The 26,044-nt window shown below is 38.0% G+C and carries 30 protein-coding genes; 22 read left to right on the top strand and 8 right to left on the bottom strand.

The window, feature by feature from the left end; translation table 11 throughout:
* Positions 1–279: 279 nt before the first annotated feature.
* Positions 280–828 carry a CotO family spore coat protein gene (locus tag FCI53_RS04885; protein ID WP_138416399.1) on the top strand — a complete coding sequence of 183 codons (549 nt, stop codon included), beginning with the start codon at positions 280–282 and terminating at the stop codon, positions 826–828.
* 47 nt (positions 829–875) lie between these two features.
* On the opposite strand, the gene FCI53_RS04880 is transcribed toward FCI53_RS04885, so the two are convergent.
* The gene (locus tag FCI53_RS04880; protein ID WP_138416397.1) at positions 876–1,340 is read right to left on the bottom strand and encodes a CotY/CotZ family spore coat protein; all 465 of its coding nucleotides are present in this window, start codon (positions 1,338–1,340) and stop codon (positions 876–878) included.
* 214 nt (positions 1,341–1,554) lie between these two features.
* Between FCI53_RS04880 and FCI53_RS04875 the strand changes: the two genes are divergently transcribed.
* From FCI53_RS04875 to FCI53_RS21335, 4 genes are all read left to right on the top strand, one after another.
* Positions 1,555–1,806: a hypothetical protein gene (locus FCI53_RS04875; protein ID WP_138416395.1), complete on the top strand. Its 252-nt coding sequence runs from the start codon at positions 1,555–1,557 to the stop codon at positions 1,804–1,806.
* Positions 1,807–2,134: 328 nt separating this feature from the next.
* Entirely contained in the window at positions 2,135–2,329 is a 195-nt protein-coding gene (locus tag FCI53_RS04870; RefSeq protein WP_138416392.1) for a hypothetical protein, read from the top strand.
* Positions 2,330–2,386: 57 nt separating this feature from the next.
* Positions 2,387–2,644: a hypothetical protein gene (locus tag FCI53_RS04865; RefSeq protein WP_138416390.1), complete on the top strand. Its 258-nt coding sequence runs from the start codon at positions 2,387–2,389 to the stop codon at positions 2,642–2,644.
* 443 nt (positions 2,645–3,087) lie between these two features.
* Positions 3,088–3,237: a hypothetical protein gene (locus FCI53_RS21335; protein WP_171038065.1), complete on the top strand. Its 150-nt coding sequence runs from the start codon at positions 3,088–3,090 to the stop codon at positions 3,235–3,237.
* 205 nt (positions 3,238–3,442) lie between these two features.
* On the opposite strand, the gene FCI53_RS04860 is transcribed toward FCI53_RS21335, so the two are convergent.
* The 4 genes from FCI53_RS04860 to FCI53_RS04845 form a co-directional block, all read right to left on the bottom strand.
* Positions 3,443–4,111 carry a DUF421 domain-containing protein gene (locus FCI53_RS04860; RefSeq protein WP_138416388.1) on the bottom strand — a complete coding sequence of 223 codons (669 nt, stop codon included), beginning with the start codon at positions 4,109–4,111 and terminating at the stop codon, positions 3,443–3,445.
* A gap of 382 nt (positions 4,112–4,493) precedes the next feature.
* The gene (locus FCI53_RS04855) at positions 4,494–4,916 is read right to left on the bottom strand and encodes a GNAT family N-acetyltransferase (protein WP_138416386.1); all 423 of its coding nucleotides are present in this window, start codon (positions 4,914–4,916) and stop codon (positions 4,494–4,496) included.
* A gap of 5 nt (positions 4,917–4,921) precedes the next feature.
* Positions 4,922–5,434: a YjcG family protein gene (locus tag FCI53_RS04850; protein ID WP_138416384.1), complete on the bottom strand. Its 513-nt coding sequence runs from the start codon at positions 5,432–5,434 to the stop codon at positions 4,922–4,924.
* A gap of 119 nt (positions 5,435–5,553) precedes the next feature.
* Positions 5,554–6,282 carry an alpha/beta hydrolase gene (locus FCI53_RS04845; RefSeq protein WP_138416382.1) on the bottom strand — a complete coding sequence of 243 codons (729 nt, stop codon included), beginning with the start codon at positions 6,280–6,282 and terminating at the stop codon, positions 5,554–5,556.
* Between the two features lie 190 nt (positions 6,283–6,472).
* Here FCI53_RS04845 and FCI53_RS04840 point away from each other — a divergent pair, with 190 nt between their 5' ends.
* The 4 genes from FCI53_RS04840 (at position 6,473) to FCI53_RS04825 (ending at position 9,535) form a co-directional block, all read left to right on the top strand.
* Positions 6,473–6,886, top strand: a complete 414-nt coding sequence (locus FCI53_RS04840) for a hypothetical protein (RefSeq protein WP_138416380.1) — start codon at positions 6,473–6,475, stop codon at positions 6,884–6,886.
* A gap of 112 nt (positions 6,887–6,998) precedes the next feature.
* Positions 6,999–7,610, top strand: a complete 612-nt coding sequence (locus FCI53_RS04835) for a hypothetical protein (protein ID WP_138416378.1) — start codon at positions 6,999–7,001, stop codon at positions 7,608–7,610.
* Positions 7,611–8,266: 656 nt separating this feature from the next.
* On the top strand, positions 8,267–9,118 hold the full coding sequence (locus FCI53_RS04830; RefSeq protein ID WP_210238481.1) for an SDR family oxidoreductase: 852 nt from the start codon (positions 8,267–8,269) through the stop codon (positions 9,116–9,118).
* 72 nt (positions 9,119–9,190) lie between these two features.
* On the top strand, positions 9,191–9,535 hold the full coding sequence (locus FCI53_RS04825; RefSeq protein WP_138416374.1) for a hypothetical protein: 345 nt from the start codon (positions 9,191–9,193) through the stop codon (positions 9,533–9,535).
* A 44-nt stretch (positions 9,536–9,579) separates the two neighbouring features.
* Here the strand turns inward: FCI53_RS04825 and FCI53_RS04820 are convergent, their stop codons facing one another.
* Complete coding sequence (locus FCI53_RS04820; protein WP_138416372.1) at positions 9,580–9,774, bottom strand: hypothetical protein; 195 nt, start codon at positions 9,772–9,774, stop codon at positions 9,580–9,582.
* A 138-nt stretch (positions 9,775–9,912) separates the two neighbouring features.
* On the opposite strand from FCI53_RS04820, the gene FCI53_RS04815 reads away from it, so the two are divergent.
* Positions 9,913–10,884, top strand: coding sequence for an alpha/beta hydrolase (locus FCI53_RS04815; protein ID WP_138416370.1), 972 nt, complete (start codon positions 9,913–9,915; stop codon positions 10,882–10,884).
* Positions 10,885–10,983: 99 nt separating this feature from the next.
* Positions 10,984–11,523: a YkoP family protein gene (locus FCI53_RS04810; RefSeq protein WP_138416368.1), complete on the top strand. Its 540-nt coding sequence runs from the start codon at positions 10,984–10,986 to the stop codon at positions 11,521–11,523.
* Between the two features lie 509 nt (positions 11,524–12,032).
* Here FCI53_RS04810 and FCI53_RS04805 read toward each other — a convergent pair.
* Together FCI53_RS04805 and FCI53_RS04800 are read right to left on the bottom strand one after the other, a co-directional pair.
* Complete coding sequence (locus tag FCI53_RS04805; protein WP_138416366.1) at positions 12,033–12,887, bottom strand: metallophosphoesterase; 855 nt, start codon at positions 12,885–12,887, stop codon at positions 12,033–12,035.
* 98 nt (positions 12,888–12,985) lie between these two features.
* A complete protein-coding gene (locus FCI53_RS04800) occupies positions 12,986–13,654 on the bottom strand; it encodes a DUF421 domain-containing protein (RefSeq protein WP_138416364.1) in 669 nt (222 codons plus the stop codon).
* Positions 13,655–14,083: 429 nt separating this feature from the next.
* On the opposite strand from FCI53_RS04800, the gene FCI53_RS04795 reads away from it, so the two are divergent.
* The 11 genes from FCI53_RS04795 to FCI53_RS04745 all read left to right on the top strand — a co-directional run bounded on the left by FCI53_RS04795 (position 14,084) and on the right by FCI53_RS04745 (position 25,979).
* A complete protein-coding gene (locus FCI53_RS04795; RefSeq protein ID WP_138416362.1) occupies positions 14,084–14,929 on the top strand; it encodes an alpha/beta fold hydrolase in 846 nt (281 codons plus the stop codon).
* A gap of 87 nt (positions 14,930–15,016) precedes the next feature.
* On the top strand, positions 15,017–15,649 hold the full coding sequence (locus FCI53_RS04790) for a GntR family transcriptional regulator (RefSeq protein WP_171038064.1): 633 nt from the start codon (positions 15,017–15,019) through the stop codon (positions 15,647–15,649).
* 38 nt (positions 15,650–15,687) lie between these two features.
* Positions 15,688–16,878, top strand: coding sequence for an acyl-CoA dehydrogenase family protein (locus FCI53_RS04785; protein WP_246050009.1), 1,191 nt, complete (start codon positions 15,688–15,690; stop codon positions 16,876–16,878).
* Positions 16,879–17,085: 207 nt separating this feature from the next.
* Positions 17,086–18,039 carry a VOC family protein gene (locus FCI53_RS04780; protein ID WP_138416358.1) on the top strand — a complete coding sequence of 318 codons (954 nt, stop codon included), beginning with the start codon at positions 17,086–17,088 and terminating at the stop codon, positions 18,037–18,039.
* A gap of 240 nt (positions 18,040–18,279) precedes the next feature.
* Positions 18,280–20,139 (top strand): XylR N-terminal domain-containing protein, encoded by a 1,860-nt coding sequence (locus tag FCI53_RS04775; RefSeq protein WP_138416356.1) that lies wholly within the window; start codon positions 18,280–18,282, stop codon positions 20,137–20,139.
* Between the two features lie 822 nt (positions 20,140–20,961).
* Positions 20,962–21,801 carry an alpha/beta fold hydrolase gene (locus tag FCI53_RS04770; RefSeq protein ID WP_138416354.1) on the top strand — a complete coding sequence of 280 codons (840 nt, stop codon included), beginning with the start codon at positions 20,962–20,964 and terminating at the stop codon, positions 21,799–21,801.
* Between the two features lie 13 nt (positions 21,802–21,814).
* Positions 21,815–22,300, top strand: coding sequence for a flavin reductase family protein (locus FCI53_RS04765; RefSeq protein WP_138416352.1), 486 nt, complete (start codon positions 21,815–21,817; stop codon positions 22,298–22,300).
* Between the two features lie 23 nt (positions 22,301–22,323).
* The gene (locus tag FCI53_RS04760; RefSeq protein ID WP_138416350.1) at positions 22,324–23,106 is read left to right on the top strand and encodes a 2-keto-4-pentenoate hydratase; all 783 of its coding nucleotides are present in this window, start codon (positions 22,324–22,326) and stop codon (positions 23,104–23,106) included.
* Positions 23,106–23,984 (top strand): acetaldehyde dehydrogenase (acetylating), encoded by an 879-nt coding sequence (locus tag FCI53_RS04755; RefSeq protein WP_138416348.1) that lies wholly within the window; start codon positions 23,106–23,108, stop codon positions 23,982–23,984. Before FCI53_RS04760 ends, FCI53_RS04755 begins: the two co-directional genes overlap by 1 nt.
* A gap of 14 nt (positions 23,985–23,998) precedes the next feature.
* Complete coding sequence (gene dmpG, locus FCI53_RS04750; RefSeq protein WP_138416346.1) at positions 23,999–25,024, top strand: 4-hydroxy-2-oxovalerate aldolase; 1,026 nt, start codon at positions 23,999–24,001, stop codon at positions 25,022–25,024.
* Positions 25,025–25,118: 94 nt separating this feature from the next.
* On the top strand, positions 25,119–25,979 hold the full coding sequence (locus FCI53_RS04745) for an aspartate/glutamate racemase family protein (RefSeq protein WP_138416344.1): 861 nt from the start codon (positions 25,119–25,121) through the stop codon (positions 25,977–25,979).
* Positions 25,980–26,044 lie beyond the last annotated feature (65 nt).

The following is a 26,044-nucleotide window of genomic DNA, read 5'->3' as shown; positions in this document are numbered from 1 at the left end:
GTTTATAAACCATCGTTCGGATTTTTTCTTCAACCTGTCGAGACAAGCTCTCTCGTGACAGATTCCTCACGTCAAACTTACGACGGATTTTTCTAAAGTTATTACGATAATACAGTAAGCACTTAGAAAACGTCTTTTCAATGACGGAGTATGATTTTTTTGGAAGCTTTGTTTTCAGTTTGAAAAATCGACTACTCATTCTAAATTTTCTGGGCACAAATCCCAATTTTTAAACATATACTATCTTGAAGAGTTTGATGATGGGGAGGAAAGCCGTTTATGAGGAAGAGAAGAAAGTATACCCAAAGACCAATGTTATACATTGAACAACCTAAACTAGGGAATCCATCAGCCTCCATGCAATCCAAATACCGAACACCAAAGAAGAAAGAACCAACAGTAGAACAAAGAAAGGCACAAAAAGCTGTACGCAATAAATCTAAATTTCTACAGGATATGAAACAAGAGGCAAAGCAATCAGCAGATCGCAGTGAGTCAATAGAACAATATGTGGATGAAGAGGAAACAAATGACACAAAAGAAAATGAAAATGTATATAGTGGTGAGAAGCAAACCTTAAGAAGGAAACGGACCGAACGAAAAAAATTTAAGGATATGACGATTGAGGAAAAAGTGGAGTACTTTGTTGGCCTTCCTTCACAGGTGCCGAGAATGAAATGTGAAGTAGTAACTACTGAAGAAGAGAAACTTCGAGGGGTAATAGCTGATTATCAAGACGGAATTGTTCAGATGGCTACCTATAAATATCCGCGACTAAGAGAATTAAATATTGATGAAATCGAAAGTATTCGATTGTTAAGTTTTTAAGAATTTAAAAGGTCTGGCTTCAATCGAAGCCAGACCCACATATTTAATTATACGCGGTCGAATGCATTGATTGCTGGAAGGCAAGTCACGTGACAGAAGCAGTCAAGATCTACTGTCATGCATACACCTGTTGCACGAAGGTGACTAGTATCTTGGTCTGCTGGAGATTTAGGACATTCATCATCATCGTTTGGATCGCGTAGTAATTCTAGTACTGCGCAGTTGTCCTCGTCTACAGACTTCACACGGAAATAGAAACTTCCAAATGCATTCCATAAGTCGTCTTCAGGTACCCCGAAACCTTGGAATGGTTTGCAGTCCCCTTTGCAATAAAGAATTACTGGCACTGTGTCATTTTCGCTTGTTGGGGCAGTTTCCCCTAGAAGGTCCGCAATTGATCTTTCACAGCTTGTGATACAGCCATTATCGATAATATCTGTTTGTGCATCAGCAATATCTCGAAGAATATCCGCTACACAATTTCCTGAATCGAATTTCTTTCCACAACTCATTATATCTAACCCCTTTCGAATAGTTATTGACTTATTTGTCACTAATAGAGTATGTATGGTTGGCCAGTTTGTGTGGGCAAACGTCTCAAATTGAGAAATTGAGCAAAGTGACACAAGAAAATTTGAAAAACGGGCGAATGTCCATATCGGTATTATTTCATTTTCATACAATATAGCGATTAAACCTTCAACGTTAAGGGGAGTGACTAGTTTCATGTCTGAAAAGAAAAAAGTTATCTATGTAAAAGATTTGGTGATAAAGGCAGATAACGTTACGATTGAACCACCGAAACCACGTCGTCGGGCCTATGATCCCTTTTTTGGAGGACCGATTAAAGACGATGTAGAGGAAGAAAAGGTGGAAGAAAAATACGAAGAAGTGGAAGCAATTGATAAAGATGTTGAAGATGACGATGATGATTACAAAGATGACGATGATAAAAAGCGTCCATTTTCATGGGTATAATGTAGATAGCAGGCAAGGCAGCAAGTGGCTGTCTTGTTTTTTTTATCCCGATGCAACCGTCCTTAAGACTCCCAATTCAAAACATGATATGAAATTGAGATGTTTTAGTGGGAGTACACTTTCGCTTTCACCGCGATTGGTGCAGGCTAACACTTAGTGAGGAAGGGCAAAAACCCTATTGAGTGAAGTTTCAATGTATCAAAGTGACTTCTTTCGACGTAGTAAAAATTTTAAGGTGCTAAGGGAAGTGCAACTACATCTTTAACCGGCGCCTAAATGTTTACCAGTAGACATGTTTTCTTTATTAATAGGAAAGGAGAGATTTCCATTGACTTTAAAGTGGATGAAGCACATTCGTGATATTGAAAAACACCTAGGTAAGAATGAGAAATGGTTTCAACATCCAGAAAAGAAAATGACAGAATTTACAACAGAAATGACAAAATGGGATCAGCAATTTAATAAGAATAGGAAAAAGTTTGAAGAAGTATTTGACGAATTAGAAAAAATGTTTGAAAATTGAAACAAAGGGAGTTGTTTACTCGTATAATAGGTAAACCTTTTTTAGGGGGGATTATTCATGGGATATGTGCTTCCAATTCCATCTTATCAGTATCAAGACTATCATACTCGTATAAGTAAAACGAAAAGTGATCCATTTCCTATTGGAAAGTTATCGAAAGCGCAACTAGATGAAACTTACCTACAATACAGAACTCCACAAAAAAATCAAACCATGAAGAAACTCCATCTATCCAAAAATTATCATCAACTGACAATAGACCATGTGTATGCACAGTTAACAGGGATAGGAAAAAATATTAATGAAAGAGTATAGTGTTCCGTCTTAATTAGAAATTTACTAAAATCGAGGATACGATTTCAGAATAAATGAAAAAAGAAGTCGTCGTAATGAAACTACAACAAGTAAATCATTTTTGTTATTATTTTCATGGTCCAGTTAATATAGGATATGTCAGAAAACTAAAACAAGGAATGTTAATTGGATACAGGAATTGATAAATCAACAATGAAAAAGTATTAAAACAATTAAAACATGGTTTTCCAGTTACTCACCTGTTCATTATCCATCCTCATTTGATCATTTTATTGGAGCGCAGTATTTACAGCAAAATCATAAGGTTTATACGATCACTCCGATACTAGAAGAAGCTATTATGAGATGCCATGCTTCCAAAATACACGGAATCAAGGGGAATGTGCTGGATAATGTATGAAAAAACTCTAAATACGCAGGATCTGGAGAAAAAGCGCTAGATTATGCGTGAAAAAGCCGTAAATAAGCAGGATATGGAGAAAAAGCGCTGGATTATGCATGAAAAAGCCGTAAATACGCAGGATCTGGAGAAAAAGCGCTGGATTATGCATGAAAAAGTTGTAAATACGCAGGATCTGGAGAAAAAGCGCTGAATTATGCGTGAAAAAGCCGTAAATACGCAGGATCTGGAAAAAAGCGCTGGATTATGCATGAAAAAGCTGTAAATACGGCAAGATCTAGGGAAAAAGTGGTCGATAATTAAGAAAAAGCTCTAATACATGCTATCGAGGAATGTTACTTCACATAATACAGTTTATACGCATGTATCAAACTTTTGAAGAGATAAAACGGAGAAGCCTAGTATGTTTGAACAAACAAAGCTTCTCCCTCTTTGTATTCAGCATAAAACACATCTTGATATGATTCAATTTTCTGCTTCTGTAATTCTTGTTCAAGCCATTGCTCATCTTGGTTGATTTCAGCTAAATTGTCTTGTACAATCTCCCCGTCCATTATTAGCGTCCATGGTAATGCTACATTTTCGACCATTAAGTTAAGGTCTGATCGTTTCGGAGTTTGATCAAGTGTTTTCTTTAGAACAGATACTGAACCGTCTGTTTCAAGAACTGCGAATTCTACTTCCCTTACGGAAAAGGCGCCTTGTGATCTTAATAAGTGTTGTAGTTGGTTTATATCCAGCTTCCCACGTTTTAAGGCATCGCGCTGAAGTTGTCCGTTTCTAATAACAATTTCTGGCTTTCCTTCGAACACACTCCGTGTTCGTTTGAATTTCTGGGTAAGTATTTCAACAATATACAAGAATGCCCCCCATAAAAAAACTGCAAATGCAACTTCTTTTACACCGACTTTATCATCATATATACCATTACCAACTAGTTCCCCAAAAATTAGAGCAGAAATAAAGTCAAAGGCAGTTAATTGTTTGATTTGCGTTTTTCCTAATACTTTAGCAATAATAAATAAAGCAACAAACCCGAATAATGCTTCTATAAATATATCTTTCATAAGGCCATCTAATCCTTTCGATTTCTACTGAACTGTACTTAATAGGACGTACATTTTGTTTACCCTGGTGCAAGTGCAACCGTTTTAAAACTCCCACTTCAACACATGATAGGAAACGGAAATGATTAAGTGTGAGTATGGTAGCTAACTACCCCGATTGGTTCAAGGTTCTGCGGGTCTTCCTTGTGGTACTAACACTCAGTGGGGGAAGAGCAAAAACCTACACTGAGTGAAGTTTCACTTTATTTTTGCCGGCTGAAGGAATGTTTATACGAAGAGCAACTAGGGGAGATTAGCTCATATCTAACCAGGTTAATCATGATTTACGATTAAGTAGGAGAAATAAAAAACTCTCACCAATTTGATTGGCGAGAGTTTTTTATTAAAGTTGTTTGATCATGGTTACGTGAGGAATACCTGCATCCATGAATTCTTCTGAAATGGTTTGATAACCTAGGGATTTATAAAAGGATTCAGCATGTGTTTGTGCATTTAATTTTGCTTTTGCTTGGCCTTTTTCAGCAATCATACGTTCCATTTCTTGAATAATTTTTTTGCCGAGTGATTTGCCACGGAACTCTTTCAAAACACAAACGCGTTCTAATTTTCCGTAATCTTCAACCAAGCGAATGCGTCCAGCAGCGATGGGTTGCTTGTCCTGATAGCCGACAAAATGGATTGCTTGATCCTCAAGGTCATCAATCTCTAAGTCTGGCGGAACGTTTTGTTCATCGACAAAAACGGTATTCCTTACGTGATAGGCATCTTGTTGTTGTTGTTCTGTTGTTACGATTTTTACTTCCATTAATCTTACTCCTTATCAAGTCTAAATGTATCATAGACCGTCCATGTACCATTTTCAAGTTGGTATACTAATTGGAAACGATCTATTGTTTCGTTCATATTAAATTCTTGTATTCTTAAACTTCCGAACACATCGGAAAATTCATCATTTGATAATTTTTGCGCAATGGTGATGTGCGGTACAAACGAATAAGTTTGTTCGGATGGCAGATTACCCGAATGTAGGCGATCGTTAAGCTTCACTAATTCATCGACAGGTTCTACTTTTAAGTAAATGGTGTTGGTGACTGGTGTAAAAGAACTTACTTTTTTGACCTGCAGTTGAAAAGGTTTTGATTCTTTAGCAGCATCTTGTAATTCCTGGATGATATCGTCCAATTGTTTGTCATCAGCGTCAAATGGTTCCTTTAACGTGATGTGTGGTGGAATTAATGCATAATGTGGATCATAACGCTTGCGGAAAGAATTAGCCTCATCTTGCAACTTTTTCGATGGAAAAATAACAACTCCGTACTTCATAGGGTACTCCTCCTATTCGATTTTTTTCATAGTCATGTATGTTCTCTTGTAGTGAAGCTTCTAAAGTATCCTTATTATAACAAATAATTGCAAATCTTAGATGCAGATGGGAAAATTTGTTAATTCCAACCAAACATTGTTACTAAGGCACGAGGTAAATCTTTTTGCCAATATTTCCAAGTATGATTGCCATCTAATTCATGATAATGATACAGGGAGTTTGATTGCTCAATTAGTTGTTTTAATTCGCGATTTGGACCTAAGAAATCTTTGGTATCACCAGCTGTCGTATTAACCGCCGTTTCTTTGTTGCCTATTGTATGATAGATGGAAATGTTATCAAAATATTTCGCTTCCCTAACGGATTGAAGCACGTCTTCATCAACATAAGGTGATTGCATGATGACTTTTCCAAATGTATGAGGGTAATTTAATGCGGTCATCAATCCCAATGTACCAGCAAGTGAGTCTCCCATTAATGTTCTAGACCCACCAAGGTGTAAGTTTGGTATTTTTTCGTTTAAAAATGGTACAACTTCTCGAATGAGAAATTGCATATAAGCATGCTGTTTGGAACCAGTAGGGTGATATTTATCTTGGCGATCATATCGATCTTTATAGTGAATTCCAACAAAAATGGTATCTTCTATTTCTCCATCTTCGTGTAGTTGATCACTCAGTGTTGCCACACGACCAAGTTGAAAGTAATCATCCCCATCCTGCATGATGCAAACGTGATATTTATTCAATGGTGTAAATGCTTCTGGTTGATACCATTTTACCGTAATTGTTTCACTTAAATATGTGCTATTAAGTTGTGCGTCTAACATTTTCCCTTTTCTTCCCACTTTTCACACCCCTAGTATTCGGTCAGTGTCCAACATGTGAAGGACTAAATATGTTTACAGTGTAGCACAATTTTGATCAATTGCTGAAATCTACTGTTTCGTGTGTCATAATAGGGGAAACACAAATAGTTGAGATACTGTCGTGGATGAAAAAACAGTACTATTATATTCATAAATTGGAGGAAACATGTTGAGAAGAGTTACATTTACTTTTATAGCTTTTGTTCTGTTAACGATCGCTTTCCTAGCATTGACTGGGAACTTCCCACCCCAATTAGGAATAGGCAATCCTACTGCAAAAGAAATTCTTGATGGTAACCCAAATGCTGACATTTTACAGATTGATGGTGTGGTCTATGCGAATGTGTCAGATGTTGATCGTTTCAAAGAACGCAACAATGAAGTTGGTGAAAAAATTGGTGAGGTAAAAAAACAAACGGATCGTACATGGTGGTATCGAGACTTTTTTGCGACTAAACTACCCGTGGGGACAGAAATTTTTGTTACGAAAGATCAATCCTATTCTGATGGGGATACTCCAAGTGTAATTATTGCGCAATCGGAAGGCAATTCTTTTATGTACTTGGCATATGTAGAAGGGTAATCGAAATAGGGATACACTAGGCTTTTACCTAAAGTATATATAGGTGGTTGCGGATCGGACATTTGTTGCATATGGTATCCATGTAAGATGTTAAAGGGGAGGTAAACAACAAATGCCAACACACAATCCATATGGAAATCCACAGCAACCTTGGAATCTTCCATATTCCAATTATCAGCAACCTATGCAACCTGGATACGGTGCAATGCAACCAGGTTATCCAGGCGGGTATGGATCCAATGTCCATTCACAATTCCCGCAGTCCTATGCAGGCTATCCTCAAGTAGGATTTGATTTTAATTATGGCGCTTCACCATATCAAGGTGGATATGATGCAGGAATGTATTCACAAGCTTCACCTTACTATGGTGGTCCAGGGTATGGTCAAATGCCGCCAAATTTTGAAGGACCATTACCGGGTCCAGGTGGAGGCAATGTGAATCCGCAATTACCACCAAATTTTGAGGGACCATTGCCAGGCCCAGGTGGAGGCAATATGAATCCGCAGTTACCGCCAAACTTTGAAGGACCATTACCAGGCCCAGGTGGAGGCAATATGAATCCGCAGTTACCGCCGAACTTTGAAGGACCATTACCAGGCCCAGGTGGAGGCAATATGAATCCACAGTTACCACCGAACTTCGAGGGACCACTACCAGGCCCAGGAGGCGGAAATTGGAACAATCCAAATTATAACGCATATGATAATGACTGGGAATCCTAAAATGTCATCATGAATGCTTGTAAGTGGTCAATCAATATTCATTGGTTGGCCGCTTTTTATTATAGGAATGCTAGCAACCATACAATTCATTTAAGCTAAATTATACGCAGTAACTTTCGTTTATGCTGATTGAAAAGAGAGCTATGAGGACGCTTCTGTAGAATGTTTCGTTTCATATGGGCCAAGGTTTCAGTCCCCGAACCGAATCTGCTCAAAACGAATAAGAGCAAAACGTGCCCTGGATCAGCTCAAAAGCGAGAAACCAGTAAACGAATAAGAGCAAAACGTGCCCTGGATCAGCTCAAAAGTGAGAAACCAGTAAACGATTAGGAGCAAAACGTGCCCTGGATCAGCTCAAAAGCGAGAAACCAGTAAACGATTAAGAGCAAAACGTGCCCTGGATCAGCTCAAAAGCGAGAAACCAGTAAACGATTAGGAGCAAAACGTGCCTTGGATCACCTTAAAAGCATGAAACCAGTAAACGATTAGGAGCAAAACGTGCCCTGGATCAGCTCAAAAGCGAGAAACCAGTAAACGATTAGGAACAAAACGTGCCTTGGATCACCTTAAAAGCATGAAACCAGTAAACGTTCTTGCGTATAATATAATAAATGTGAAGCTGAGACAGTTAAATTTGTAAACTATTAGGAGTTGAAATTATGTATAAAACAGCTATTATTACTGGAGCATCTAGTGGATTCGGTCTATTAACGACAGTGGAGTTAGCTAGGCGGGGATTTCATGTGCTTGCGACAATGCGAAACATGCAAAAATCACAAACTTTCCAGACGATGACAGAGGATTCCAAGATATTGAATCGAATTCATGCTTTTCCATTAGATGTCACAAACCAAGATTCGATCCAGACTTTCCAGCATAAAGTAGAACAATTAGAACAGGTAGATGTATTAGTAAACAATGCAGGCTTTGCAGTAGGTGGATTTGCTGAAGATGTGAGTCTCGACGCTTATCGCCGACAGTTCGAAGCCAATGTATTTGGTGTGATGGCCGTAACTCAAGTTGTTCTTCCGAAAATGAGACAGCAAGGCTTTGGAAAGGTGATTAATGTTAGTAGTATCAGTGGGAAGATTGCTTTTCCTGGTCTATCTCCATATGTGGCGTCCAAACATGCGCTGGAAGGATATACGGAAAGCCTGCGATTAGAAGTGAAGCCGTTTGGTGTTCAAGTTGCGCTAGTGGAGCCAGGTTCATATAAAACAAATATTTGGTCAACTGGGATGGAAGTAGCAGAAGATTCGATGAAGGATGATTCTGCATATCAAGGTTACATGGAGGCAATCTACTCCCAACTGGAAACTGGTAAACAGAAACATGGGGATGCGAAAGAAGTGGCCTATTTAATCGCTGACCTATCAGACAGAAAACATTTTCGAAAATTACATTATCCAATTGGTAAAGGTGTGAAAGTATTGCTATGGATTAAACAGACATTGCCATGGAACAGATGGGAACAGCTGGTGTTATCGAAGTTAGGGATGAAAAAGTAGATCTAATGAAACCATTTCAAGTGCTTTTTCGTTATTATTACATATAACAAATTATAAAATGGGGCGATTATAATGCACAAAAAACTATCGTACAGTATTGGAATAGTCGCCGTGCTGTTTCTTTTATTAATAGTGGCATCAATATTGGTTCAGTCAACAATTGCCGCTTCATTTATTGGGAAGTGGGGCTTATTATTAGGGTTCGCGTTATTACTGGTAGCACTGCCTCTTTACAAAGTTATCTATTTTGGTGGGAGAGGCCTTGTTGGTTCGCAAACACCTGAAATTCCTGCAGATGAACATTTGCATCAACAAACGCATCGTTACTATGAAAAAGACCGTAAACCTAACCTATATCAGGATGTATGTACGATTGCTGGAATACTCATGATTGTCATTTCTATATTTATTGTTTAATTGGTGGAGGGGACGAATATTGATTTGTCCCCTCTTAGTTATAATTAATAATCCTTCATTGTTTGATTAAATGCTTCCATATCCGGATCCTTCTTTAAGTTTTTAACCCGAAAAGGATTTGTCGCCTTGGCCGCATCGGAACTTAGTCCAACTTGTTTACCTTTCGTGTCAGCAATGATATTTTCTCTTTCTCCATCAAAATGAGGATCCTGGTTAACAGTCACGCTTCTTTTAGTCATTGTTTACCACCCCTTAATAATAGGATGCTACACATAGCAAGAAAACATGCCTATCTAAGTGTTTTTGAATCGACCTATAAAATAGTAGTGTTGGGGGTATAATGTTACCAATATATGGAATAAAAATGGAGGCATTTTATGAATCAAGAGGAGACAAAGGTTCAACAAACGGAAATAGAAGTAGGTAATCATATAAAAATTAGAGGATCAATGGCTATCCCTAAAATAATTGAGGGAAAGATGCCTGCGGTTATCATCATTGCTGGAAGCGGGTCAGTCGATCGAGATGGAAATGTCACAAAACCGGAGATGGAGCTAAATTTATATAAGGATTTAGCGATGTTCATTACTGGCGATTTAGGTTTTATCACTGTTCGCTATGATAAGCGAGGAGTCGGTAAAAGTGATGGCGACCATATTGCGACAGGCTTTCATGATTTAGTAGAAGATGCTGGTCTTATTTATGATTATTTAAAAAATCATGCAAATGTTGACAAAGACAGGATCATTGTGGCAGGACATAGTGAAGGGACGATCATTGGAACGGCTTTAACGGAGACGCGACCAGTTGCTGGCTTACTATTGCTATCAGGTGGAATTAGTAACTTAGAAGAAGCGTTGTACGGACAGCGTCAGTTAGCCTATCAAGAACTAATGAATAAACCAGGACTAGCGGGTTGGTTAAACCGTTTATTAAAGATCGACAAGAAAAATGAAAAAAAGGTTCAAAAAATGAATCAAAGGATTATGAAAACAAATAAAGATGTTCTTTCCGTGATGGGTATTAAGCAACCAGCAAAGTGGATGCGTGAACATTTTAATTATCACCCGAGGGAGTCACTGAAAAAAGTTGCATGTCCTGTCTTAGTCATCCGTGGGGATAAAGATAACTTGGTAGATAATAGCGAATTTAAGGAACTCAATGAATTAATGGGTGAAAATGCTGATTATTACGTGATAAACAATATGGAACATGGATTACGAGAACAGACGGAAGAAAAATCCATTTTAAACGCGAAAAAATTAATGCAGCAAAGTATTGGAAAGCCCTTGCATCCAGAGGCGAAGGAAAGAATCGCGAATTGGTTGGTGAAGTATTTTACGAGCTAAATATGTATAGGTGAATTTCAAAAATTAGTTCCTAAAGATTTCCTTGTATGGTCCCTTATTAGGAGCAAAAAACTAAGATAAAAAAAGGGACAGAGGCAAATGAAGGGACAAATCTTTACTATTTGGTCACTATTAGATCCTTTATATTTCAGATGTACGCGCTTAACCTACTTAGCCAATCGTGACAATATTTTTCGGATCAGATTAACTCGTTATAAAGGAAAAAAACGTATATTAAATGATGGAACAACAATTGATAAGGATGATCTGTTAGTAAAAATTCATTTGCATAATGTCAAATTGTTAGCAGAACTGAAAGATGTCAAAAGTGAAATAAAAAAGGCAATGATTACGTATCAGAAGGTTAAAACGTCTTTACCAGGTATTACGCAATACATTACAAACCACCAAGAAGGAGAAAAAATAAAAGGGATTGTTGGCATCACCTTGCTGACAAAGGGAACACAACATTTAGGCTTTAATTCATTTCCAATAAAAAACCCATTTTATAAATTATTTAAATATTTGTCATTTGTGCCGATCGCAATCCTATTTGGGACCAATCCATTTGCAAGAAAGCAGGATGTTCCCAGTTATTTGTTGATGTCTAAGGAAACATTGCAAAAGATGTATCATTGATATTTGTGTCGCCTTAATCTCAAAAAGAAATTCTATTGAAACTTGGACATTTTGAGGAACAAGGAACCGCCTTCCATTTCATGCCGGTTCCTCATTCCGTTATTCTCCTTTTTTAAGCACTTTTTAGTGGTTAGGCGGTTCCTCATTCCGTTATTAGTCTGATTCAAGACCGTTTTCACTTAATTTTGGTGCATTAGCGGAATCAGAAACCGTTTCACCCATATTATTGCTGCTTTTTGGGCCTTTAGCGGAACAAGGAACCGCTTTCTATTGCAAGGCGGTCTCTGACTGCGATATCAGTTATTTCTGGTGGTTTGGCAGGCTATGTCTATAAAGTGATTATACACTACGGTTCCAAAAGATAGTGCATCTTTTAGGTAAGTATGGAGCTGTAAACTTTGTGTCATTTGCATCGAGTTTCTCTCGACGGCGGTGTACGTTTAAAAAGCTTAAAAATAGCAATAAAAAACTTAGGCAGATGAAATAACTCATTTGCCTAAGTTTTTTTATTATATAGCAGGATTAATTTTTTGTTCTTTTTCTTCTGTTGCCAGTGATAACTGATGGAAAGTTATTTCAGGTCTACTTCCAACACGGATATTTACACCTGTTTGCCCTAGTCCTTCATTAATATAATAAGGACTTCCGTTTTGATGATGAAGTCCTTTCACGATATTCATACGGGCTAATTTTCCCATTTTAGCTAGGTGATAGGCTTTGGGGTAGCAAATTTGTCCGCCATGAAAATGGCCAGCTAACAAATAATCAAAATGATATTCCTTCATGTCAAGCACCAAGTTGGGATCATGAGTTAAGACAAGGTTCGTTCCATGTTTGATTCCACGATAAGATTGACTAAGGTCACTGCGCTTAGTACTAAAATCGTCAACCCCAATGATGTTCACTTGTTGACCGTGGACAGTGATGGTGTGATGTTGATTATGCATGACGGTAACATTGTGCTGTTTTAACGTGTCCTTTAAATGCTGGAGGTGTTGGCCTTTTAAAACGTAATCATGATTACCTAGTACTGCATAGATACCATATCGTGGCTTAAGTTTATTTAACATTTGCAAATAAGGAATAAGTTTTGGAATGGTACGTTTACGATCTAGAAAATCACCAGTAAGGGCGATGATATCAATTTTTTCGTCTTTTATTTGATCGTAGAGCTCTGTGGGGGAAATAGAAATATTTTCCAAATGTAAATCAGATAATTGTAAAATAGTTAGTACTTGGTGCTGGTGGTCTTGTGGTGGGCCAACCTTAATATGATTGATCATAACATCTTTTGTGTTGTCATTTGCTCTTTTCATAAATAAATAGAGCAATATGACTAATAAGGCAATAAATGCAATCAACATCAGATCACTCCTTCCACTACAATTATACAACTTAATTTAACTAATTGTTACGGTAATTAGTGGAAGGAGAGTCAGAGAAAGGAACCATAATTAGATTGTTAATAACTAGAAAATATCTCAACAAGATGATTTTTATCACGAACAGTTGCTAATAAGATCTTTCGGATTTCTTTATAATCTTTTGCGTAAATTTCATCCTTTAACCACTGTTCGCTAAGGTTCAATGATTGTAAGTTATCGTGTTGAATCTGTCCATCGATAATAACAGGAACTGGTAATCCTGTATCTTTAACACCTATATTTAAATCATTAGGAGTGACATGTGTGAATTTCTTCTTTGGAAATACACTTATTTTTCCATTCGGTTCCAAAATCACATAATCAATGTCATTAATATCGAAATATCCTGCGGTTCGTATGTTGGATAAAAGCTCCATTAAATTATAACTACTCCGTTTCAAGTTTTCGGTAACAATCTTTCCATCTTTAACTAAAATGGTAGGTTTTCCAATAAAAAGCGTGCTAAAAAATTTATGAAACAAACTTAGTTTTGAGAGCAATAAATTAATAATGACGATCGATACAATCCCGGCAACGACTTGATTATAATTCTCAATATCGATGGCGCCAAAAAGCATATATGCTAAAAAGAATAATGCGCCAAAGTCGTGGGGAGTTAATTGTGCCAAGGCAGTTTTACCCAAAATCCGTATCGAAATCACATAAATTAAATAAAGAACAACAACTTTTCCAATGAAAAGTAACAAAAGATCACCAACTCTCTATTGTTGCAGCATCTTAACGATGTAATCCTGTTCTAAGCTCTATTTAAATCTTTTCATAATCAGGCAAGAAAAATACGTTAGAAACAAAAGTTGCAGAAATTAATTGTGCGAGCATGATAAGAAACCGTTAAAGGAATGAGGAAACGCTTAGCTTATGGCAATGGCAAGCTCTTTATGCAACTATACTCACAAAAGTATTCAGAATTTACAGAATTATGTTGACAAACCGTAACAGAACAACTAAAATTATAGTTGTAAAAGAAAGCGTTTTCTAGTTTCTTTTTTTCTGTTTTTTACCGTTATTTTGCACAAACTAAAATTTTAGTTTGTGTAAGAATCGAACTAGACGCTGAATTGTTAAGTGAAACTATTTCTTAACAAATAAAAAATAATGATAGTGGGGTGTGTATCATGGGAGATATACAAACAAAGACAGTTCAAACTGGGGATTACAACACATACATCATGGAAGGTGGTGAGAAAACTTCTGATACGATTATTTTTTTGCATGGCAGTGGACCAGGGGTAAGTGGTAAAAGTAATTGGCAACATGTCTTACCAGCTTTCACAGAAAAATTTCACGTTGTTGCTCCTGACTTTTATGGGTTTGGCCGCACCGAACATCCTGATGATCCGCCGAATAATGGTGTTAAATGGTTGAGAGAGAGAATTGATCAGATTATTAATTTGATGGACGAAATGAAGATTGATAAAGCTCATTTAGTAGGTAACTCGTTGGGGGGAGTGATTTCTCTTCATTTGTTGATGCAAGCTCCTGAACGATTTGACAAAATTATTTTAATGGGAGCTGGGGGTGGTAAATTTGAACCAACTCCAGAATTAATGAAATTACAGAACTTTCATAAAGACCCAGATCCAGCATCATTCAAAAATTTACTTCGCTGGTTTTTATTCGATGAGCAAATGGTTGAAGATGAATTGGATGATATTGTTCAAGAAAGATTGGAACTGTTTTTTCAACCTGAGGTTCGTAAATCATATGAGGCAACCTTTACTAATGCAACATTAGCTGACTTAGCTGTTCCGCCATCTGCGATGAAACGGATGGAAAATGAATTTTTACTCATTCATGGGAAAGAAGATCGTTTCGTTCCATTAGAAAGTAGCTTATATATGATGGATTATATACCAAACAGTCAATTACATGTTTTTAAACGCTGTGGCCATTGGGCACAAATTGAGCAAAAAGATCGATTCATTAAGCTGACTAAGGACTTCTTTCTAGGTGAACTATAAAACTAGCTTCAATAGCAACGTATAATTTTCTATTCTTTTACACGGTTGGTAAAATAGATAGAAAAAAGAATGACAGGTGTAGAAAATATGAAAATAGAAGCAGCTTACAAATATATTAAAGAGAATATTTTACAAGGGGACTGGAGTCGGGAAGAAGCGATTAATGTTAACAATATTACCAAGACATTAAACATTAGCCGTACTCCAGTCAATAAAGCACTTAGAAGATTGGAACAAGAAGGATATATAACGATCGTACCGCAAGTTGGTGTGTTTGTGAAACAACCAGATCCACAAGAAGTTTATGAGAAGATGCTTATATGTGCAACGATTGATGCGCTGATGACTTCCCATGCAGCATTAACAATAAGTGAGGAAAAACTCGCATATTTAGAGGAACTACTTTATCAAATGGAAGATGAAACACTGCCTTATGACCAATATGCAGAGTTAAATATCGAATTCCATACCGTGATTTTGCATGCTTCAGGGTTGAAATATATGCTCGAAATTACGAAAGAATATTGGGATTACTTGAATTATGTGAGCAGTCCACATGATTTATTTGCAGGCGAAGCGAGAAAGCGATCCCATATAGAACATTGGATGATTTATAACAGTTTAGTAGAAAGAGACAGCGCGATGGCGAGGTCGGTAATGGAAAAACATATGGAAAGAGTCGCCAAACATGTGAAAAAGAAAATGATGGCATTGGAGTAGACTAAAGCGAATTGAAAAACAAAAAGGGAGGAATTTCTTTGAGTAAAGAAACAGTCACAGTCCGTGAAGAATTAGTTAACAAGGCACATGCACTTATTCCTAAATTGCGTGAACGAGCTGAGGAAACAGAAGAATTAGGTAAAATGCCAGATGCAACGATCGAGGATTTAAAACGAAATGGGATTATTAATGTATTCCAACCGAAAATGTATGGTGGATTCCAAGAAAACTTTAGAACTTTTACAGAGGTGACAACAGAGATTGCACGTGGATGTGGCTCTACGGCATGGTTCGTATCGTTAACAAATATTAGAGGATTCATGGCATCTTATGTATTTGGAAAACAAGCACTGGATGAAATTTTTGTGAAGCAAGATGCAGTGCTAGCTGGTAACTTTAAGCCAATCACCATAGATATGGAAAAGGTGGACGGAGGCTACTTTATTAAGGAAGCTAAATGGCCATTTGTCTCCGGGTGCCGCCATGCAGATTGGTTATACTTTGGGGTACCTTTAGAAGATGAAAACGGTGAAGTCGAAATGGCAATTATCATTGTCCCAAGTGATGAAGCGTATATTCATGATGATTGGGATGTAATGGGACTGAGAGGCTCTGCCAGTAACAGTGTATCTTTGAAGAATGTGTTTGTACCGGAACATCGAGTATCGTTAGACCGACTAGCAAGGTTTGGACACTATACGGCAGAAGAGTTGAAGGAAATTGCCGTTTATCGTACACCATTTGTTCCAGCGTTGACACTATCTATTGTAGCGCCAGCATTAGGGTTGGCTAAAGCGGCAATGGATTTGCAAATGAAAACAGTAGAAAGGTCTCACATTGGAAATACATTCTATAATAAACAATCGGAAGCTGCCGTTACCCATTTTCAAATAGCGAATGCTCAATTGAAAATTGACTCTGCCGAACTTCACTTATTCCGTGCGGTAGATATGCTAGACAACTATGCGGCGGAAGGGAAAACCATGACGACAGATGAAGTCGTTCGAGTGAAAGCAGATTTTGGTTATGTCAACCAGCTCTGTAAGGAAGCGATCGAATTACTTGTCGCAGGTGCAGGATCTCGATTTGCTTATAACACCAATCCACTTCAACGTGTCTACCGTGATTTCATGACGATGCATTTACACGGGTTTATTACACCTTCCAGTCTTGTTGAAACATATGGAAGAGTACTTTGTGGCCAAGAACCTAACACCTATTTCTTATAATCAACTAAAAATAAACGAACTTCACTACATCCTAGTAAAATCACTTCTCATCATCATAATCAGCTATAGAAATGATGCCTCTTATGTAAGTCATTATTAGTTTATCTCCAAGAATAATTTCGCAGAAAAATGGAATTGTCAGTATATATTGTGTTTAGTAATTGAATTAAAAATAAATGAAAACGCTTAATTTTAGGAGGGATTTGTATGAGTACACCAGAATTAGCTAAATTAGGTCATGTTGGCCTTGTAACAACGGACCTTAAGAAGTCACTTGTTTTCTTTAAAGAGGTTGTAGGGTTAGAGGAAACAGAAGTAAAAGATGGTGTTGTCTACCTACGTGCGTGGGGGGATTTTGAGCATCATACTCTTGCCATTCGTGAAGGTAGTGAATCGCGGGTTGACCATATAGCTTGGAAAGCGAAACGAGCAGAGGATGTCGAAAAGTTTGCAGAGTTACTGGAGTTTGCTGGTACCGATGTGACGTGGGTCAAGGAAGGTGAAGAAGCTGGACAAGGAAGTGCGATTCGTTTTCAATTGCCTAGTAAACATACGTTTGAAATCTATTATGAAATGGAAAAGACACAGCCAGATGAGGATCGTCGCTCTGTCTTGAAAAATCAGACATATAAATCTTGGCGTAAAGGCATCTCTCCACGTAGAATTGATCATGTTAATATTTTGTCTTCCTATGATGCGAAGGCGATCACAGATTATTTAATGGAAAAACTTGGATTTAATTTACGTGAATATATTAAGGCACCAGACAATTCTTATGCTGGTAGCTGGTTAAGTGTTACGAATCTTGTGCATGACATTGCTGTTAGTTTCGATCCAACCTCTCCTACAGAGAATCAAATACACCACATTTCTTATTGGTTGGATGATGCCCAAGATTTATTGAGAGCAGCCGATATTTTATCTGAAAACGGGATTTCCTTCAAGGGGCCAGGTAAACATGGCATTTCTCAAGCGATGTATATATATGTAGAGGACCCTGGAAGCGGCTTAAGGGTTGAACTGTTTACAGGTGGTTATTTAATATTTGAACCAGATTGGGAGCCAATCGAATGGACGCTTGATGAAATGGATGTTGGTTTCACCTACTGGGGAGATCAAATGGATACGAAACGTGAGAATAACCCTACAATTAAAGCTTAGAAAGTGTCTGCAAAGTCTAGTTGTGTCAGGTAAAATCCTGAACATTAACAATACTCAATCTATATAAAGGCATGCCGATAAGGAATGAAAGAATATGCTTGTGCTTGGATCCTGCCCCAATGCTAAATCTAGAGAGATCTGTCACCTCCGTAATTCGCTAACTCGATCCTAAGCATTTATTCCCAGGCATGCCTTTTACACGAGTGAAAAATTCGCGTTAGTAGTGAGGTGAATGAGAGATTGAAAAACTCAACAGATTTACTAAACGATCCGTATAATGCTGGTAACAGCAAGCGAATTTTATCCACTACGGAAGCGTTTGGTCTGTTACGAAAAGAATTAATAGAAAATATGGGTGCAAAACGAATAAGAGGTTTTTTATTTCGGTATGGTTGGCGATTAGGAGCGAATGATGCAGCTGAAGCGATGAAAGTAAGCACCTCGATTGATTACTTAATTAAACAGGCTTCTTTGTTACATTTAAGCACCGGTCATATACGTGATATTGAATCAGAGCGTCAAATCGAAAAGAAAGATTCCCAAAATATCAAATCGATTACGGCTAAAGGAAAGTGGATTGACTCATTTGAGGGCCACCAACACATTAACCATCATGGATTAGCTGATCATCCAGTATGCCACACATTAACAGGATATGCGAGCGGGTATATGTCTAAAGTTTGTAATGCAACGATCATTGTGAAAGAAACGAGTTGTATCGGCCAAGGGGATGACGAATGCATCTTCGAAATGAAGTATGAAGAGGATTGGGGAAGTGAAATCCAAGAAGAACTGGGATACCATCACGAAAAAACGATTGTGGAAGAGTTAGAATATACGTATGAGCAATTATTAGAAGAGCGCAATAATATGGAAAAGGTCTCAAGGTTTCATAAAATGTTAACCGAGAGTATTTCGAATGGAAGTAATCTACATGATATTGCGTCAATTGTTTATAAATCACTCTCGATTCCAGTAATGATTGAGGATCTGAGTTTTCAACATATTGCATGTTCAGGAATGACGGATCAACAATATGAGGAGCTGAACAAGGATTTAAAAGAGAATTTAGTAGAAAAAAATCGCATCGATAATATGCTTCCTTTATTTAAAAAAACAGAGCTAGTTAAAACGGAAAATCAAACAAGGATGATTACCCCAATTTATGTACAAAAGAAAATTATCGGTTATTGCTCTTTCGGATATATGGAGGAGAGTCTTAGTAGCTCTGACAATGATTCGATGTTCATTGAGCGAGCCGCTAATGCAGCATCCTTGATCTTATTAAATGAAAAAACGAGCTTTGAAGCGCTAGAAGAATTGAAAGGGAATTTCTTGGAACAAATTTTGTTAGGAGAATGGGCCTCTAAAGAGGAAATTGTTAATCGTGGTCGCTACATGGGGATCGATTTTGAAGATAGTTATTATATTGCAGTACTTGATTATGAACAGGCTTTATCGGTAAATCGACTGAAGAGTCACGAAGAACATTTGTTAGAAACAATCTCTAAATATCTGGATATTCAAGGATATGAAGCGCTAATTGGTCGTTATGATGAATATATAACAATGCTACTCCCTGCAACTACCAAAGATAAGAAACAACTTATCCACCTGTTAGAAAAACTCCATGATCACCTACAAAGTACCTTCAAAACAAATGTCTATAAAATTGGAATTAGTAATCAATCAAACAATATAGCGGAAGCGACAAAATTTATGGAAAAAGCTTTAATTGCTTTACGAGTTTCCGATAGACGAAAGGTTACAGCTTATGAAGACCTAGGCATACTAGGTGTGCTCATTAACTCTGAAAATACAAAAGTTATTAAAGAAATTGCTAAAAAAGAATTAGGACCACTGTTTCAACCTGACGATCCCAAGTGTATGGAATTAATTAAAACACTTTATGTTTTTTTATCCAATGGTGGAAATCTACACCAAACGATGGACGACCTTTCCTTGTCTATGAGTGGATTAACCTATCGAAAAAACAAAATTGAAAAATTGATTGACAAAGACTTACGGGATCCATCACAAAGTTATCAACTGTTGTTAATACTAGATTCGCTGCTTGCATTGAATGAGTTGGAGATATAGGGTGAATGCAAATTGGTTACGGCTGTCAGCGACAGAATAAAAATAGACTCCGACGTAGCTCAAAATAATTACTCATATTCATCGAATTTTTAAGCTAGGTGTGTACAATTAACTAGTGTCCGTCTGTATTTGAGGCGAAACTCCCTGCTAATTTGCACGTTTCTTAAGTTTTCGTGTACATTAAGGTCAATTTTTAAGCTAGATGTGCACGTTTCTTAAGTTTTCGTGTACATTAAGATCAAATTTTAAGCTAGATGTGCACGTTTCTTGAGTTTTCGTGTACATTAAGATCAAATTTTAAGCTAGATGTGCACGTTTCTTGAGTTTTCGTGTACATTAAGATCAAATTTTAAGCTAGATGTGCACGTTTCTTAAGTTTTCGTGTACATTAAGGTCAATTTTTAAGCTAGATGTGCACGTTTCTAAAGTTTTCGTATACATTAAGATCAAATTTTAAGCTAGATGTGCACGTTTCTTGAGTTTTCGTGTACATTAAGATCAATTTTTAAGTTAGATATGCACGTTTCTTGAATTTTCGTCTTGTTCTAAGTCGAGGTTTCCATCAACTATGACATTAAAAAGCAACAAACCTTGCAAAAACAGCCATAAATAAAAACCAATAAAAATCCACATAAATTTTCTAAATATTAAAACATTTTTATTCTAGAAACCAGCTTTAACTATTTCTACAATGGTATTAAAGATAAATTCATCATGCAAAGGATCTTTGAAATTAGCAAAAAATCATTTTAAATGATAACGCTTTCCAAACGTGGGGAGTTAATTTTAAAAAATGCTGAAGAATTGAAGGAGGAAAATACAATGGTAGAAATTAATGAAACAGTAGTTAAAACAGGAGATTTCGAAACGTTTGTTAATCGGACTGGTGAAGGAAATAAAGAAGCTATCTTGTTTTTACATGGATCAGGCCCAGGGGTTACGGCTTGGGTGAATTGGCGCTATGCATTACAAGCTTGTGGAGAGAACTACGACTGTATTGCTCCGGATTTATTAGGCTTTGGACAAAGCAGTCATCCTGAGCCTCTACCAAAAAATCGCCAAGCATGGACAGAACTTTGGGTAGACCAAGCGGTAGCGCTATTAGATGAGTTGGGGATTGATAAAGCGCATGTGGTCGGTAACTCATTAGGTTGTTCGATTGCCCAGGAGTTATTAATTGAACATCCAGAGCGATTTAATAGAGTTATTTTAATGGGACCAGGTGGAACACCAAATACGAAGCTTACACCTGAATTAGGACGTGCAAAAGGGTTTTACGACAATCCGACACCAAAAAAATTACGCCAAATTATGAGCTGGTTTGTCTATGACTTTGAAAAACTAAAGCCAGAAATTGATAAATTGACAGATGTTCGTTATGAGACAGCAATGAAACCTGAAGTACAGCGCTCCAATGATTCAATTTTCGCAACCAAGGCGGTGCCAGTACCTATCACAGCACTTAATCGAATCACTCATCCAGTAATGTTAGTACATGGACGGGATGATCGTGTATGTTCGGTTGAATCAAGCTACTATCTACTGTCGCATTTGCCTAATGCACAACTTCATGTTTATTCCCAATGTGGGCATTGGACACAAATTGAGAAAAAAGATAGTTTTAACAGTTTGGTTCAACAATTTTTTTCTGAATCTATCTAAGGAGGATGTAAAAATGGATGATCGTCTGTTTAGAGATGCGATGGGGAAGTTTTCCACTGGTGTTACGATTGTTGCAACTGAGCAGAATGGTACTGTTCATGGCATGACCGCCAATGCGTTCATGTCTGTGTCACTCGATCCGAAGCTAGTTGTTATTTCCGTTAAGGAAGGGGCAAATACACTAAAAAGAATCCAACAAACACAAAGTTATTCCGTTAATATTTTAAATGAACACCAAAAGGATGTAGCAGATTTCTTTGCTTCGAAGAATAAACGAACGGAAGAATTAGATTATTCGTACCTTGACGGCTTACCTGTTATTCCAAATGCGATTGCTCAAATTTCTTGTGAAGTGGTTTCGGAACATGTGGAAGGCGACCATACCCTGCTTGTCGGAAGCGTCACAGACATTCGCACCCAAGATGGGGAACCGTTAATTTTTGCTGGTGGTCGTTATCGCAATTTAGAAAAACAGGTGGAAGTCAATAGCACCATCTAACTTTGATACAAGGAGAATGATGCATGGATATTGAAAAAGCAGTAGCTAGCATTATCGAAGCCGAAAAGAGCAAAGTACCGATTGCACCGCTTACGTCATCTGAACAATCTATTTCCGTGGATGACGCCTATCAAATCCAACTCGGAATTGTTCGCGATAAACTAAACCAAGAAGCAAAAATTGTTGGTAAAAAAATAGGATTAACAAGTAAAGCAATGCAGGAAATGCTGAATGTAAATGAACCTGATTACGGGCATATTTTTGATGATATGGTGTATAAAAACAATGCTTCTATCGCAATTGATCAATATATTGAACCAAGAATTGAGTTTGAAATTGCCTTTGTTTTAAAGAAAGATTTAAAAGGTCCTGGAGTTACTGCTGAAGATGTAAAAAAAGCTACAGATTATGTGGTTCCAGCATTTGAAATTATTGATAGTAGGATCAAAGATTGGAAAATCAAATTTGAAGATACGGTGGCAGACAATGGTTCATCTGCTGGGATCATTCTTGGTGATCAACACACAGCTGTCGAGGAAATTGACTTACCTGAAGTAGACATGACCGTCTATCGAAATGATACGTTTTTAGATGCCGCAACAGGTGCCGCGGTAATGGGAAATCCACTTGATGCAGTTGCCTGGTTAGCCAATGCGATTGGTAGTTATGACATTACACTTCATGCAGGGGAAGTCATTTTAGCTGGAGCACTATCCAAGGCTATTCCGATTGAAGATGGTGACACGTTTAGAGCAGACTTTTCTATTGGAACGGTGTCAGCGTCATTTTATAAGGGGGGGTCATGATGAAAAAGTATAAAGTAGGGATCATTGGTTCCGGTAATATCGGAACAGACTTAATGTACAAGGTTGAACGATCAGATAATTTGCAGATGAGTGTCATGGTAGGAATTGACCCAGATTCAGAAGGATTGCGCCGTGCACGTGATCGTGGTTATGAAACGATTGATAATGGCATTGATGGACTGTTAGAGCGTCCAGAACTTGTTGATATTGTTTACGATGCAACAACAGCAAAGGCCCATCAATACCATAGTCAAAAGCTGACAAAGATCGGAAAAAAAGTAATCGATCTAACGCCAGCTGCTATTGGTCCGTTTGTTGTACCACCAGTTAACTTAGACGAACACCTTGCAGAAGGTGATATGAATATGGTGACATGTGGCGGGCAAGCAACGATTCCAATTGTCCACGCGATTAATCAAGTTGCACCTGTATCTTATGCGGAAATTGTTGCAACGATTTCAAGTAAAAGCGCTGGTCCAGGAACAAGAGCAAATATCGATGAATTTACGAAAACGACTTCAAGTGCGATTGAACAAGTTGGTGGTGCTAAGCAAGGGAAAGCAATTATTATTTTAAATCCAGCTGAACCTCCAATTATGATGCGTGATACAGTCCATGCACTTGTAGAGGAAGACGGGAAAGAGGAAGAGATTGTTGCGTCAATCAAAAATATGATCGGTCAAGTAAATACGTATGTTCCTGGCTATCAATTAAAAGGGGAACCTCAATTTGATGGCAACAAAGTGACCGTGTTTTTAGAAGTAGAGGGGGAGGGGGACTTTTTCCCACCGTACTCTGGAAATCTAGATATTATGACTGCTGCAGCTGCTAAAGTTGGGAACGAATTAGCGAACCAGTTAAATGCCGCTGCAATTTAATAAGGGGGATGACAATGACAGAGCGGAGTTTTGAACTTATTGATGTAACACTTCGAGATGGCAGTCACGCGATGAAACATGCCTTCACGGAAGAACAAGTAAGAGAAACAGCGAGAGGATTGGACCGAGCTGGAATCAATTATTTCGAAGTATCTCATGGCGATGGGTTAGGTGGATCCTCTTTACAATATGGTTTGTCAAAGACTGATGAATTAAAGTTAATTGAAGCGGCTGTCGATGAATGCCAGCAAGCGAATGTGTCGGTGTTACTTCTTCCGGGAATTGGCACAAAATCAGATGTAGAGGAAGCGGTTAAAGCTGGTGCGAAAATGCTTCGTGTAGCAACACACGTAACAGAAGCAGATGTTGCCGCCCAACACATTTCACTTGGTCGTGAACTAGGTTTGAAAACAGTTGGCTTCTTAATGATGGCGCATATGGCATCAACAGAAAAAATAGTTGAACAGGCAAAATTGTTTGAGAGCTATGGTGCGGAGATCGTTTATGTTACCGATTCAGCTGGTGCAATGCTACCGAATGATGTCACTGAAAAAATATCTGCTTTGAAGCAAGCACTATCATGTGAGATTGGTTTTCATGGCCACAATAATTTATCGATGGCAATGGCAAACACAATTGCAGCTGTAGAGGCTGGAGCCACTTATATTGATGGTAGTTTACGTTGCCTTGGAGCTGGTAGCGGAAATACTCAAACAGAGGTCATGGCAGCTGTATTCGAAAAGCTAGGCTACCAAACAGGTATTAACTTATATGAAATTATGGATGCTGCCAATAATGTTGTTGCTGACTATATGCAGCGTCCGCAAGAGATCACAGGGTCAAGTCTAATTCTAGGCTATTCTGGTGTTTATTCTAGCTTCCTATTACATGCTCAAACCGCTTCTAAAAAGTTCGGTGTGGATGAACGAGATATTTTAATGGAACTAGGAAGAATGAAAACGGTTGGTGGACAGGAAGATCTAATCTATGAAGTTGCAGCAAGAATGGCTGATGAGAAAAAATCAATTTCGAAAGTCTAGTAAACGGAACGCAGTTGGCAAACGCTTTTATAGGAGATAGCGTTTGTCTACTGTTGCTTGTTAAACGTTCTAGTATTCTATTGGAGGAGATAGCATGAAAATTTGGCATCAAAGCTTAACAAGTATAGCAAGTGTTGCCCCGTATCGAGATGCAGTAAAGTCACATATTCAAAAGTTAGCTCGACCTGGTGTAGAAGTGGTCCTTCATGGCATGTCAGAAGGTACCTATCCGACGGAATATCCAGGTCATTTTATTACGTATTCCTATTTGCAAAATTTGCATCGTGAACAATTTGTGCGTGCAGCATTGACAGCGGAAAAAGCCGGTTACGATGCCATGTTTATTGGTACCATTCCTGATGTTGGTTTACTAGAAGCAAGAACATTAGTAGATATTCCTGTCGTTGGATATGGTCAAGCTTCCTTCCATATGGCATCGATGCTTGGGGATCGAATCGGGGTTGTCAATTTTCTTGCGCCATTAGCGGATGAATTGCGCCACAATGCACAGCGTTACGGACTTGGAGAGAAGCTAGGTCCAATTGTACAATCTGAAGCAGGGTTCAATGAGGTGCTCGCAGGTTTTGATGACCCAGATCCAGTGATTGAAGCATTCAAAAAAGCGGCTGAAACTGCTATATCTGAAGGTGCAGATGTAATTGTTCCGGGAGAAGGGCCAATGAATGTTTTTTTAGCAACACATGGTATTTCCAGGATAGGTGACGTACCAGTTGTGGACTCATTTGGGGCAGGATTGAAAATGTGTGAATCGTTAGTAGATTTACGTGAAGTATCAGGCGTCTATATGACACGTCGTGGCTACTATAATGCCAAACCACCAGCAGAAGCGGTGGCAAGACTTCGGGAATTGTATGGCTTTGAAGCAGACCCAGACCCAGCAAATGATCATGGGCTTTCCGTTAAAAGTGAACGAATGCACCCTGCGCGTTCTTAATGGGATGGAGTGTCACGGTAGATTCAGAAGAGAAGAGAGTTCGAATCAATCGAGAGAGAATTACT

Origin of the sequence: Aquibacillus sediminis (assembly GCF_005870085.1) — a bacterium.
In the GTDB taxonomy this organism is placed as follows: Bacteria; Bacillota; Bacilli; order Bacillales; family Amphibacillaceae; genus Aquibacillus_E; species Aquibacillus_E sediminis.
Note: the sequence above shows the minus strand (reverse complement) of the source record. Positions and strands in the feature narration are given on the sequence as shown.